12 protein-coding genes and 1 pseudogene are annotated in these 12,768 nt (G+C 59.7%); 9 read left to right on the forward strand and 4 right to left on the reverse strand.

Annotated elements, in window-relative coordinates:
- Positions 1-272 precede the first annotated feature (272 nt).
- From ACWGXE_RS16525 to ACWGXE_RS16535, 3 genes are read left to right on the forward strand one after another with little or no spacing between them, the layout of a single operon-like run.
- Positions 273-1,349, forward strand: a complete 1,077-nt coding sequence (locus tag ACWGXE_RS16525) for a pyridoxal-phosphate-dependent aminotransferase family protein (protein WP_447599088.1) — start codon at positions 273-275, stop codon at positions 1,347-1,349.
- A complete protein-coding gene (locus tag ACWGXE_RS16530) occupies positions 1,346-1,942 on the forward strand; it encodes a Tll0287-like domain-containing protein (protein WP_447599089.1) in 597 nt (198 codons plus the stop codon). The genes ACWGXE_RS16525 and ACWGXE_RS16530 overlap by 4 nt, the downstream gene beginning before the upstream one ends.
- Before the next feature lie 5 nt (positions 1,943-1,947).
- Complete coding sequence (locus ACWGXE_RS16535; protein ID WP_447599090.1) at positions 1,948-3,171, forward strand: amidohydrolase family protein; 1,224 nt, start codon at positions 1,948-1,950, stop codon at positions 3,169-3,171.
- 481 nt (positions 3,172-3,652) lie between these two features.
- Here the strand turns inward: ACWGXE_RS16535 and ACWGXE_RS16540 are convergent.
- A pseudogene (locus tag ACWGXE_RS16540) lies at positions 3,653-3,862 on the reverse strand (DnaJ domain-containing protein); the annotation flags it as partial.
- Between the two features lie 104 nt (positions 3,863-3,966).
- Here ACWGXE_RS16540 and ACWGXE_RS16545 point away from each other — a divergent pair.
- The 5 genes from ACWGXE_RS16545 to ACWGXE_RS16565 all read left to right on the forward strand — a co-directional run bounded on the left by ACWGXE_RS16545 (position 3,967) and on the right by ACWGXE_RS16565 (position 8,097).
- The gene (locus ACWGXE_RS16545) at positions 3,967-5,250 is read left to right on the forward strand and encodes an MFS transporter (protein ID WP_447599091.1); all 1,284 of its coding nucleotides are present in this window, start codon (positions 3,967-3,969) and stop codon (positions 5,248-5,250) included.
- Positions 5,251-5,301: 51 nt separating this feature from the next.
- Positions 5,302-6,021, forward strand: a complete 720-nt coding sequence (gene pxpB / locus ACWGXE_RS16550) for a 5-oxoprolinase subunit PxpB (RefSeq protein ID WP_447599092.1) — start codon at positions 5,302-5,304, stop codon at positions 6,019-6,021.
- A gap of 59 nt (positions 6,022-6,080) precedes the next feature.
- On the forward strand, positions 6,081-6,863 hold the full coding sequence (locus tag ACWGXE_RS16555) for a LamB/YcsF family protein (protein ID WP_447599093.1): 783 nt from the start codon (positions 6,081-6,083) through the stop codon (positions 6,861-6,863).
- The gene (locus ACWGXE_RS16560; protein WP_447603767.1) at positions 6,856-7,827 is read left to right on the forward strand and encodes a 5-oxoprolinase subunit C family protein; all 972 of its coding nucleotides are present in this window, start codon (positions 6,856-6,858) and stop codon (positions 7,825-7,827) included. The genes ACWGXE_RS16555 and ACWGXE_RS16560 overlap by 8 nt, the downstream gene beginning before the upstream one ends.
- A gap of 72 nt (positions 7,828-7,899) precedes the next feature.
- Positions 7,900-8,097: a hypothetical protein gene (locus tag ACWGXE_RS16565; protein WP_447599094.1), complete on the forward strand. Its 198-nt coding sequence runs from the start codon at positions 7,900-7,902 to the stop codon at positions 8,095-8,097.
- An 83-nt stretch (positions 8,098-8,180) separates the two neighbouring features.
- Here the strand turns inward: ACWGXE_RS16565 and ACWGXE_RS16570 are convergent, their stop codons facing one another.
- Positions 8,181-8,738 (reverse strand): metal-dependent hydrolase, encoded by a 558-nt coding sequence (locus ACWGXE_RS16570; protein WP_447599095.1) that lies wholly within the window; start codon positions 8,736-8,738, stop codon positions 8,181-8,183.
- A 184-nt stretch (positions 8,739-8,922) separates the two neighbouring features.
- Between ACWGXE_RS16570 and ACWGXE_RS16575 the strand changes: the two genes are divergently transcribed.
- Positions 8,923-9,555: a hypothetical protein gene (locus tag ACWGXE_RS16575; RefSeq protein ID WP_447599096.1), complete on the forward strand. Its 633-nt coding sequence runs from the start codon at positions 8,923-8,925 to the stop codon at positions 9,553-9,555.
- Here the strand turns inward: ACWGXE_RS16575 and ACWGXE_RS16580 are convergent.
- Positions 9,546-12,212 carry a CBS domain-containing protein gene (locus tag ACWGXE_RS16580; protein ID WP_447599098.1) on the reverse strand — a complete coding sequence of 889 codons (2,667 nt, stop codon included), beginning with the start codon at positions 12,210-12,212 and terminating at the stop codon, positions 9,546-9,548. The genes ACWGXE_RS16575 and ACWGXE_RS16580 overlap by 10 nt on opposite strands.
- 212 nt (positions 12,213-12,424) lie before the next feature.
- Entirely contained in the window at positions 12,425-12,748 is a 324-nt protein-coding gene (locus tag ACWGXE_RS16585; protein WP_447599099.1) for a hypothetical protein, read from the reverse strand.
- Between the last annotated feature and the right edge of the window lie 20 nt (positions 12,749-12,768).

The following is a 12,768-nucleotide window of genomic DNA, read 5'->3' on the forward strand; positions in this document are numbered from 1 at the left end:
CCGTGCCTGGTTCTCGGCACTGGATGAACGTCCCGAGTTTCGTTATACTACTGCCCTATCTGACACCAACTCTGGGTCTCCACGTCCACTATGGCCGGCTCTCTGGTGTGATGGCCCTTTAAACAACGTTCATGGACGCGCCAACCGCAGCAACAGACTTTTCCCCACCCAGTCGTCTTCTGTTAGGCCCAGGCCCCAGCTTGGTGCACCCACGCGTGTTGCGAGCCCTTTCTCTTCCGCTCATAGGGCATCTCGATCCGGCGTTTCTCACAATGATGGACGAGATCCAGGAGTTATTGCGGAACACCTTTCGAACGAGCAACCCGCTCACGCTCGCCGTGTCGGGCACCGGCTCGGCCGGCATGGAAGCGGCCATCGTCAACGTCATTGAACCGGGGGATACCGTCGTAGTTGGGATTCATGGGGCCTTCGGCGGTCGGCTGGCGTCCATGGTGGAGCGTTGCGGCGGTCATGCCTTGCGGGTCGAAACGCCGTGGGGCGGCATTATCGACCGGGATATCTTGCGTGCGACGATGTCGAAAGCCGGCCGCATTAAAGCTGTCGCCTTGGTCCATGCCGAAACCTCGACCGGAGTCTCCCAACCGCTGGAGGGAGTGGGCGCGCTGTGCCGCGAATACGGCGCTCTCCTGATCGTGGACGCCGTCACCTCGCTGGCAGGCATGCCGCTGGAAGTGGATGCTTGGGGCATTGATGTCTGCTATAGCGCCACTCAGAAGTGTTTGAGTTGTCCGCCAGGGTTGGCGCCGCTGACCGTGAGTCCGCGCGCATTCGAAGTGATGCGGCGGAGAAAAACGCCCTGCCGGAGCTGGTACTTCGATCTGATGCTCGTCTCGGAGTACTGGACGGAAGGCAAACGCGTTTATCACCATACCGCGCCGATTTCCATGCTGTATGCACTGCGTGAGGCCCTGCGTCTGGTCCACGAAGAGGGACTTCCGGCCCGCTTCGCGCGTCACCAGGCCAACAGCGTTGCGCTTGCCGCGGGCCTCACGGAACTGGGTCTGCTCCCGCTTCCCGCTGACGAACATCAACTTCCTATGTTGAGCTGCGTGCACCTGCCGGACCATATCGACGAGGCCGCCACCAGAGGTATCTTGCTGCAGGAATACGGCATTGAAATCGGCGGCGGGCTGGGCCCGCTCAAAGGAAACGCGTGGCGTATCGGACTGATGGGTGAATCATCGCAGCAGGCTCATGTCCTCACATTGCTCAACGCGCTGGAAGACGTCTTTGCACGGTCCCGCTGGCTGATGAATCCCGGCATCGCCGTCCAGGCAGCGGTGCAAGCGTTCCGCGCGCCCCGGGAATCAATACGGAGCCCTGCATGAGTAGAAGCACGATCTGGATTGTTGCAGCGGCGATCTTCGGCTTTACCGTGGCGGTCACATATTGGATCCTGGCCTTGTTCATCGCGGAATCCCAGAAACCGGAATTGCTGCGCCCCGAAAAGGTCACGAGCTTTCTGCATGCCGTCATCGAAGCGAATCGCGCCAACTACACGCAAAATGTCGTGGATAAGATGCATCGGCAAGGCGTCGTTGAAGCGGTCGAGCACTGGAAGGAAGAGCGCGGGCTCCCGCTGCCCGCTCAATTTCTGTTGGAATCCGGCCGGCTCGCCGCGCAAAAAGATCTCAAATTCAGCTTCCGTCTGGCCAGCTTGACTCCTATCTATGTATGGAACGGCCCGAACAGTGAATTCGAGCGGCGCGGCCTCGAAGCGCTCAACAAGGACTCGGACAAGCCGTTCACCGGATTCATCCAGCAATCGGGAAATCGATACTTCCAGGCTATTTACGCGGACCGCGCCGTTTCCGAAAGCTGTGTCACCTGTCACAATTCCCACGCCAACAGCCCTCGGCGGGATTACAAATTGAACGATGTCATGGGCGGCATCATCATCACCATTCCGCTCAGCGAGTAAGCCGGATGGTGTTGGCGATCACCAATGTCCGCATCCTCGACGGCCTCGGCGGCAATCGGCCGAGGGGAACCGTACTCATTCACGACGCCCGGATCACCGCCGTCGGAGATAGTCGCGAGGCGCGCATGCCGAAAGGCGCTCGACGCGTGGACGGCCGCGGGTTGACCCTCCTGCCCGGCTTGATCGACTGCCACGTTCATCTGTGCCTAGGCGGTGAACCGGATGTCGTCGGCACTATTGAGGCGGAATCGTCGCAGTTGACCCTTCTCAAGGCGGCTCAGGCCGCACGCCGCACCATAGAGGCCGGCTTCACCACGGTCCGAGACCTGGGGTTTCGCGACCATTCCGTTTTCGCGCTTCAACAGGCGATCGCCGCCGGCATGGTTAGAGGGCCGCGCATCCTCGCTGCCGGGCTGGCGATCTGCATGCCGGGCGGCCATGCCCGATTTATCGGCCGTGAAACGGCCGGCGTCAAGGCGGTCCGTGCCGCCGTGCGTGAGCAACTGGCGGCGGGCGCGGAGGTCATCAAGGTCATCGCCTCCGGCGGAGTGCTGACGCCGGGCACCTCGCCAGACGAGGCGCAGATGACGGTAGAAGAGTTGCGCGCGGCGGTTGACGAGGCCGCGCGGCAGGGACGGCGCGTCGCCGCTCATGCGCATGGCGCGACCGGCATGAAGAATGCCCTGCGGGCCGGGGTCCATTCGATCGAACATGCCACCTTAATGGATGACGAAGCCCGGGCCATGATGAAGCGGCAGCATGTTTACATGGTGCCGACTCTGTCCGCGCTGGCCACGACCGCCGGCTGTGGAACCGGATGCGGCATTCCGCTGAGCGCCGTCAAGAAAGCACGGCATATGGTGAAACGACATGAGCGGAGTTTCACGCTGGCCCATGAAGGGGGCCTGCCCATCGCCCTCGGAACGGATGCCGGCACCCCGTTCAATTATCATGGCGAGAATGCGCAGGAACTGGAGCGTATGGTTCGTCTGGGAATGACCTCGATGGAGGCCATCATCGCCGCGACGTCGGCTGCGGCTCGCCTGCTGGGAATTGAGCGTGACGTGGGCACGATTGAAGCGGGCAAAGCGGCGGATCTCTTGATTATCGACGGCGATCCTCTGCGCCGGCTCGGGCTTTTGATGAGAAAGGACCGACTCGCCGGCGTCATGCGGAACGGGCAATTTGTGGCAGGAGGACTGACTGATGAATTAGGAATTAGGAATTAGGAGTGCACCTTACATTTCTCGTTCCACATTCCTCATTTTTCATTGCAATCTATCGTCTTTCGTAGAGCAGTTCGAGAGCCCCGGTAAAACCGCTGACTCGTCCCCTCCCGTACACCTCCTCCAGGCGTCCGCGAAGTGATCTGATTCCGGACTCATCCCCCTGCCGCACGACTCCTTGGGACACCATCATCTGAATCGCCACTTCCAGTAGTCGTTGTTTGCGTTGCTGCATTTCCGGGGTCACGAACTCCTCCATGGCCTCGGCCCCACGCTCCTGTATGATCGACTCCTTAAAGGAATCATAGCCCTGTTGCGCCACTGTCCGCTCACGAATGACCGCAAGCTCGGTCTTGACGCGGGAAATATTCTTCATGAGGACGGCGAACACCTCCTTGCGTCCTTCGTCGAAGAGCTTCTTCTCCATCTCGTCAAGAATGAAGGCCGGACTCGCCGCTTCTTCACGGGGCTCATCGCCCCATTGCAACCGGTCATACGTCTTCCGCCGCTCGGCATCCCCGATGACTTCGTAGGCCGCATTGATCTCCCGGATCTTGTCCTCCGCATGGGCGTTGTCCGGGTTGCGGTCGGGATGATGCTGAAACACCAATCGGCGATAGGCTTTCTTGATGTCTTCTTCCGACGCTTCGCTGGAGACGCCGAGGATCGTGTAATAGTTGTATCGTCGAGCCATGATGTAATCGGCTGAACTATAGCATGCGTGATCGGGCGCATTCATCTTGACACCGGGGCGGCAACCTCCGTAGCCTGGCTCCGCTTTCCGGAGCATTCCATGACATGATGCGGTGGCGCCGTGGCATCACCTCCTACCAATGGCTCGTCCTGTTCGTCGCTTGGCTCGGTTGGGTCTTCGACGCGATGGATGCGACGATTTACGCCATCGTCTTGCACCCGGCGTTGCATGATCTCCTGTCAGGGAGCGCGGCGGCCGCTCCGGTCTCCGATCAAGCCATCGGCTGGTACGGCGGATTGATTTTCTCTATTTTTCTGATCGGCTGGGCCATCGGCGGCATCTGTTTCGGCATCGTCGCGGATTATCTTGGCCGGACGAAAACGCTGATCGCAACGATCTTGATCTATGCCGTCTTTACCGGCCTGGCCGCCTTATCCCAGGACTGGTGGCACCTGGCGCTCTATCGATTTCTGACGGCATTGGGAATCGGCGGTGAGTGGGCGGCAGGCGCCGCCATTGTGGCCGAGACCTGGCCTGAGGAAAAGCGGGCGAAGGCCGCCGGCATTCTTCAGTCCGCATGGGCGGTCGGATTCTTCCTCGCGGCGATCGCCAATTTGCTGCTGAAAAACTATGGCTGGCGAATCTTGTTTCTCGTGGGAGTGCTGCCCGCATTTGTCGCCCTGCTCGTACGCTGGTCAGTCAAGGAGCCGGATCGATGGGTGCGGGCGCACGATCGCAACATGCCGGCGGCGCGAGCCGGCCTGTTTCAGCTGGCCGAACTCTTCGCGCCTTCGTTACGCCGCGGGACATGGGTCGGATCCATCCTGGCTTTCGTCGCCGTCTTCGGCCTGTGGGGCGCAACCAATTGGGTTCCGACGTTGGTCAGAGAACTGCCGGACTTGCAGGGCGAAAATGCCGCAGCCCTTGCTGAATATGTGAGTTATGCAATTATGGCGCTGAATGTGGGAGCCTTGTGCGGGTACCTGGGGTTTGGACCCTTGGCCGATCGGTTCGGCCGGCGGCCGATTTTCGGCGTGATGTGCGCCGGGAGCTTGATCATGTTGCCGCTCGTCTATCTGGTGCCACAGACGTACCTTGGAGTCTTGCTGTTGCTCCCGATTTTAGGTTTTTTCAATAACGGGATCTTCAGCGGCTTTCCGATTTACCTGCCGGAGCTCTATCCCACACGGTTGCGGGCGACCGGCGCAGGCTTCTGCTTCAACGCGGGGCGTGTGTTGGCATCGGCCTCCCCGTTCGTGACCGGCTCGCTTGTGGCGGCGCTCGGATCATTCAATGAGGCGGCCGCCAGCATTGCACTCATTTACCTGCTTGGGCTCGCGGTCTTGCCATTCGCGCCGGAAACCAAAGGCAAGCCGTTGCCGGATTGAGGGAATATCACGCCGCTTGAGGGCAGCAATTGAATCAGATCGGTGATTACCATGCCTCGCTTTCCTCGCATTCTGCCTCTGGGTGATTCCGGGCTCACCATCGAATTCGGCGAGCAGATTGACCCGGCGATTCACAACCGCGTGCTCGCTTGCATGAGAGCACTGGACCGGAAGCCCTTTCCTGGTCAGCTCGAAGTCGTCCCAGCTTATCGATCCGTCACGGTCTATTTCGACCCGGCAATGACCGACAGGGAATCGGTCGGCGCCATCTTATCGCGCGCAGCAACCGGCTCCATGAATGCGCCGCGCCGGCATTCCAAATCCGTCACGTTGCCCGTCTTCTATGACCCGTCCGTGGCTCCGGACCTCGAAGCGGTCGCCGCTGAAGCCAAGCTCACAATCGAGGAGGTCATCACGTTGCATGCCTCGGTGACGTACCGAGTCTACATGCTGGGCTTTGCGCCGGGATTTCCCTATCTCGGCTTGGTGCCCCGACGGATCGCCCGGCCGAGATTACCCACCCCGCGCAAGCTGGTCCCGGCCGGATCAATAGGGATCGCCGGACATCAGACCGGTATTTATCCGTACGACAGCCCGGGAGGATGGCGTATTATCGGCCGGACTCCCACCCGAATATGCGATCTTCACGGACCGGAGCCGTTTCTATTGAAAGCGGGCGACCAGGTCAGATTCGTCGCCATTGATCGGCAGGAGTTCCATGGACGTTTAGAGGACAGTCAGAAACGACCGGCGCGGCGGGCGACGCGGTAAATCGGATGACGGCTAGCCCGTTCTCTGGGCCCGGCTATATGCGTGATCCCGGTGATCCAATGAATCGATCTCTCAGCCATATCGACCTCAACTGTGATGTGGGTGAGGCCGCCACCCCTGAACAGTTGGACGTGGAACGTCACATGATCGACCATGTCACGTCCGTCAATATCGCCTGCGGCCTGCATGCCGGCTCTCCGGACCTGATGCGAGACACACTCAGATTCGCGGCACAACGAGGCCGTGCAGTCGGCGCCCATCCCGGCTTCCCCGATCGCGGCTCGTTCGGCAGATCGGAACACCATTGGCCGGCGTCCTCGATTGAAACCATAGTGGTCTATCAAATCGGCGCGCTCCGGGCGATCGCCAAGTTGGAAGGAATTACCTTGTCTCACGTGAAACTGCACGGCGCGCTGTATAACATGGCCGCACGCGATCCCGAATGGGCGCTCGCCGCGGCGCGAGCCGTAGCTGCGGTCGATCGCAGTCTCATTCTTGTCGGATTAGCCGGCTCCCAACTGCTCGATGCCGGAAAAGAACTCGGACTTCGAGTGGCAGCGGAGGCGTTTGTCGATCGCGCATACCACCAGGACGGCCGGCTGGTCTCCCGAAACGAGCCCAATGCGATCCTCACCGAGGAACAGGCCGTCCTCTCGCGACTCCAAGACCTCGTTCACCATGGCCGGGTCCGGAGTGTGGAAGGTCCTGCCTGCGATCTCAAGAGCGAAACAATCTGCCTGCACGCCGATACGCCGGGAGCAGTGCATTTGGCCCGCGCCATATGGGCAGCCCTGACGGCGGCCGGTATTTCCCTAAGGCGCCTCGACCGTGCCGATGTGTAAGCCGCCTGGTGTCCTGGTTCTCCGCCCCGGATTGTTTACGACGGTCCAGGACCTTGGCCGCGTCGGCTATCAGCGCTACGGGGTATCGGTCAGCGGAGCGATGGATCGGACAGCATTAAGAATCGGCAATCGATTGGTCGGCAACCCGGATGGAGCGGCGGGACTCGAGGTGACCTTGCAAGGTCCTGAACTGGAATTAACTCGGGGAACGCTGCTCGCCATCACCGGAGCGGACCTTTCTCCCACTTTGAACGGCGAGACACTCCCGATGTGGACCGCCGTCGCGGCCTCTTCAGGCGATACCCTACGCTTCGGCCGGCGCCGCCAGGGATCGCGTGCCTACGTCTGTTTCAGCGGAGGCCTCGACCTACCCATGATTTTCGGCAGCCGGTCAACGGATGCCCGCGCCGGGATCGGAGGGCTTGATGGCCGGCCTCTCGGCCGAGGCGATCAGCTTCATTTCGGGCACATACCGCGCACATCACGGACGTCCGCCTCACGGCAATTCCCGGTCGAAGCGCAACCCCTCTATCCCGTTTGTCCTGCGCTCCGTGTTATCCGAGGCCCGCAAGCCGAATCGTTTTCCTTCGGCGCACTGAGTATGTTTCTCGCGAGCCGCTATGTCGTCACGGCGGATTCGAACCGGATGGGCTACCGTCTGAGCGGGACGCCGGTCCCGCATCTCAAAGCCGCCGATATGATATCGGACGCCACAGCGGCCGGGACGATTCAAATACCGGCCGATCAACAACCGATCCTGTTGATGGCGGATTGTCAGACGACGGGAGGCTATCTCAAGATCGCGTCGGTCATTACAGCCGACATAGCGCAGGCAGGACAACTCGGACCGGGCGATCAGATGACGTTCCTGTTGACCACCGTTGAAGAGGCTGTTCTCCTCTGTCGGTCGGAGCGAGAGGAACTTGACCGGCTTCTGCCTCCGATCCCGCCCTGCGGGACCTGATTTCCCGCCACGTCCCTCGCGAACAACCTCGCCCCTCCTTGACATCGCAGGGAACGGATCTATCATTAAACCATGGATAGCGAAGCGACAAGCCGCGCGCTCACCTATGATGAGAAGAAGGCAGCCGAAGCGGCCTTTACGGGTCGCCCGTTCAATCCGGAATGGTCGGAAGCAGCCCGTCGGGTCTATGACGGGATTACCAGCGTAACGGGCACGGCCAAGCCCCTCCTGGATGAAGCCGAACTTCAGCCGGCCGAACCGGTTGCGTGATATTTTCGCGCCGCTTTTTTATCGGTAGTTCTTTCTTCTGCGCCTTTCCATAAGCTCTCTCCGCCGGCTAGAATCATCGCCTTCTATTCCGGATTACGCCTCGCAGAATGCGGAATTCGGCGTATTCCGATGGAAACGACGGCAAACAACAGGCATGGCGGCCAAATCCAGAGCGCTTCGCTGAGCAAGACCCGAAGACCGACCGTCGAGAAAAACACATTCCAGTGCAGCGGGGACACCACGATCGGTCGGAAAGGAAAGAAGTACCGGGTCGTATCGAAGGGCGCGAATAACGCCACACCCAGTCCGCCGTCGGTCACTGCATCACCAAGTCCATGCGATGCGGTGGCGAGAAAAAAGTAGCTCCATCGCGAAAATCGTTCCCTGCCCGTCTCTTTCGAATCGCTCGTGACGCGAGCCATGACAGCGGCAAAGGCCGCGGCGAACAGCAATGAGTGAGTCAGGCCGCGATGGCCCCAGAGAGAACCATAGGGCACCCCGAACCAAAATGTCAGGACATCGATGTCCGGAATCTCCGCACAGAGGACACCTACTGCGAGGAATCTCCAATCGGATTTAGGACGGTTCCAAGCCGTCGCCAGCGAGACCGCCACGACGGCATGAGTTATGGGTGACGCCACCTTTCGTTTCGTTCCCTCCTAGTGTTGTGTCCCAGAAAAGAGTACAGCGACTATTTCAAGTAACCTCGAAAATAGTTTTTCAACAGCCTGCAAGGCTATGCACTCATCCACCGGTGTTGCGCAAAAACGCCGCGGACTGTAGGCTAAAAGGCAGCGACAGTCATTCTGGTCTCCCAGGGATCATATGCGACCGGATACCCCGCCATGCAAAAGCTGCCGATCGGTCCGCATCTGGACGGTGGCAGCCGTCGGGCTTTTGTTGATCGCCTGTCAGTTTCCATCGGTTCCTTCCTTGTCGGTTCTTCCCGCTTCTGTCGTGCCGACCCAACATCCCTTGCCCTATAGTGCGACGATACGGCTTGCCGGTCTTTCCGCCTATGCCGTCGAACCGGGCGCCACATTGAAAACGGATCCTCGCCTCCAAAACTTCATCGCTCCTGCCGGTTCTGTTTTGTCTCTGTCCCCGGAACAGTGGGAAGCGGCGGTGCTGGATTACGTCATCGCGCGGCAAACCTTTCGACGGGTGAACGGGAAAGAGCCAACCGACATTGTGCTGACTTTGCACGTATTCGTCTACATCGATCCGGGAGTTGGATTCAAATTTAACCATACCTATGTTGCGAGGACGGAAGCCGTCCTGTCGGATCCGCAAAGCGGCAGAGCCCTCACGCACTATTCGGGATTAGGAAAGGCGATCGGTCCCGTGTCGCGCAACTCCCCGGAGGATGATCAACCGCCGATCAAGAAGGCGGTGAGGGCGTCGTGGAACGATGTGTTCGGCAAGATCGAATCCGATGCGCGCCTGGCTCAACTCTGAGTCGCTCGGGACCCTTTAACGAGACGCGCGGCCATTGCCCGTTCTTCCGCGTCGCTCGTCACCTCTCCGTTCAAGCGGGCGTCCATCAATCGAGACAGGATCCGTTTGTATTGCGGCCCTGGTTTCAATCCCATTGCGTTGAGATCCGCACCGGTGAGTGACGGCGCCACCTGTTGATACGTTGTGAGGAAGGCGGACACCTGCCGCTTGATTGCTTCGGATTTCGTCATTCCCATCAGATAGACGAGCGGCTCGTCCGCCCAATCGGTCAGGACTCGAAACGTCTCGGCCGGACGCGGAGCCGGTCGCTTGCTTAACAAACGCACGGTCTCCTTGATCCGGAAGCGGGCGGCCTTGATGCGTTCCGATTCGGCTTCGCTGAAGGCAAAGCGCTTCAGCGTCTCGATAACCGCGCGATCGGGAAGCACATTCATCAAAGCCATCACATACGGCAGCCATGGTTCAATCTTCCGATCGAGAAACAGCAGCCTATACCAATCCATCGCCTCTTCAATGCCTTGAAGCAGTTGATCCAACTTACTCGACCACGCCAGTTTGGGATGGATGAATCGCAACAAACCCAACTCGCCCAGCCGGGCCACGGCCGATCGCGGCCGGCGTTCCGAAAACAGCAGGCGCAATTCATCGAGGAGCCGATGGCCGGACAGCCGGTGAAACAATTCCATCTTGACGGCCCCTTTGATCAGAACCAGCGTCTCTTTCCCGAGCGTAAAGTCAAAGCGATGCGCAAACCTGATCGCGCGAAACACGCGGGTCGGATCCTCGATGAAGCTCAAGCTGTGCAGGACTCGGATGATCCCTTCCTTGAGATCCCGTTGGCCGCCGTAGTAATCGATCAATTCCCCAAAGACTCGACTATTGAGTCGGACCGCCAGCGTATTGATGGTGAAATCGCGGCGATACAAATCTTTTTTGATCGAACTCTGCTCCACGGTCGGCAACGCGGTCGGATACTCGTAATACTCCGTCCTGGCCGTGGCGACATCCAATTTAAAACCGTCGGGCAGCAGCACGACCGCCGTTCCGAACCGCTCATGTACCTTCACGCGGGCGTGAAGCGCGTCGGCCAAAGCCCGCGCAAAAATCAACCCGTCGCCTTCGACCACCAAATCGACGTCCAAATTGGGCAGGCCGAGCAGGAGATCCCGCACAAACCCACCGACGACGTAAGCGGACATATTCAGCCGGTCCGCCAATGCGCCGGCCTGCCGCAACAGCATGACCACGTGATCCGGCAAGCGATCACGCAAGTGCCCGCCCACATGTCGCGTTCTCGGGACAAGCGTATCGATGGTTCCGCTCGACTGTTTGGACCGTGCATGGGCTGCCTGCAACACATCATGATGCAGTGTTCGGAGCAGGTCTGTCCTGGTGATCACTCCGACCACCGTCTCTCCGCTGAGGATGGGAACGAATCGCTGGTTCTGCTCCAGCATGCGGGTCTCGACTTCGCGGAAAGGAGTGTCCGGCACCGCCGTATACTGGTCTCGCTGGATAAATTCCTCGATCGGCGACGTGTGGAGTCGGTGGAACAGAGCTTTTTGCACGATCTCTCGCGAAATGACCCCGAGATACCGCTTATCCTGCGCCAATACCGGCAACACATTGATCCCATACTTGGTCAGCGTTCGTTCCGCCTGCTCCACGGTCTCGTCGGCCCATGCAGTCTTTACCGGCCTGGTCATGACGTCTTCGGCCGCCAGCGTCGGTCGATACCGTTCCTTGAGCAGCCGTTCCACCTCTTCCCGTACCTCGACCAATGTCTTCCCTTTGATGCTGGCGGCGGCGGCGACCGCATGCCCCCCACCGCCGAACTCCCGCGCGATCCACGCGACATCGATCTCCGGACGCCGGCTGCGGCCGATCAACTGGATTTTGTCATCCATCGCGATGGCCGCGATGACGGCATCGAAATCCTTGAGTTCCACGAGGCGATGCACCGCTTCGGCGAGATCGCCGGTATAGCGGTCATACGCGCTGCCGGCAAGAAGCAGCTTTCGTCCTTCCAGATAATGCACTTCGCTGGAGCGCAGCAGATCATTGAGCAATGCAATCAAATCAGGGTCCAACGGGCGGCGCAGGGTATCGGAGACCATATTGAGATCGGCTCCCGCTTCCAACACAACGGCTGCGGCCTGAAGATCGCGAGGTGTGGTGGACACGTATGCCATTGAGCCGGTTTCTTCATAGAGGCCCAGCGCCAAGACGGTCGCTTCAAACGGAGTAATCGGGATGCGTTCCTTGGTGAGCCGCTCAACTAACAGCGTCGTGGTCGCACCGACAGCCTCGACGGTGTGCCGGCTCACGCGGGTCGGCCCTCGTTTATCCGGCGATTCTTCCTCGTCCACATGGTGATCGAAAAGATGCACCTCCACGCCAGGCCGGTCCCAGAGTTCCTTCAGCACCCCCAGTCGCTCGGGTTCTTGGGCATCGCAGACGATCAGGCGCCGCACCTGATCCAGCGCAAGATCTTTCTGTTTGGTGAAGCCCAAGTCATGGACCTCAAGAAATCCCCGCACCGCCTCTTGAGCCCCTCCCGATAACACGATGAGGGCCCCCGGATAGAGCTTGCGGGCCGCCAGCATCGACGCAACTCCGTCGAAGTCGGCATTCACATGCGTAGTGATCACGTCCATGCCGGCCATTGTAACAATTTTTTCGCATCTGGTTCACTTTGCCGGCATGGCCCAGCGAAACGTTTGTCATGAATGTACGGTTTGAGTCCGGCTGGCGATGGTGAAGTACGGGCGGCGGCGAAATAATCGTGCGGTTATACAATGTCGTGATGCCCAGGGAACGACGCCTGGGCATCAGGAGGAGGGTTATTTAAGATGTGTATCGCGCTCTATTATCGCCGCACCCCCTGGCGATCATGCTTCTCACGGGTGATGTGGCGGGATGCGCGATCTTGCGCCGCATGCAATTTGGCCCGCTCCTTTTTCGTGACCAAGCCGTCGGACTTGGCTTTGTCCTCCATCCTGTTGATGTGCTCCTGCTGGTTGGTCAATCGATTGGCCTCGCGACCGGTCAATTGCCCGCTCGCGAGACCGCGATCGACGCGTTGTTCCTGATTGGCTTGGCGTCGATCGACGACCGGCATGTCGGCCTGAGCATAGGCCATCGAGGCAAAAAGAAGAGACGCGATTACGGCACACCAGCTGATCATCGTCATGGAGACCTCCTTGGTTAAGA

Source organism: Nitrospira sp. Nam80, from assembly GCF_965152575.1.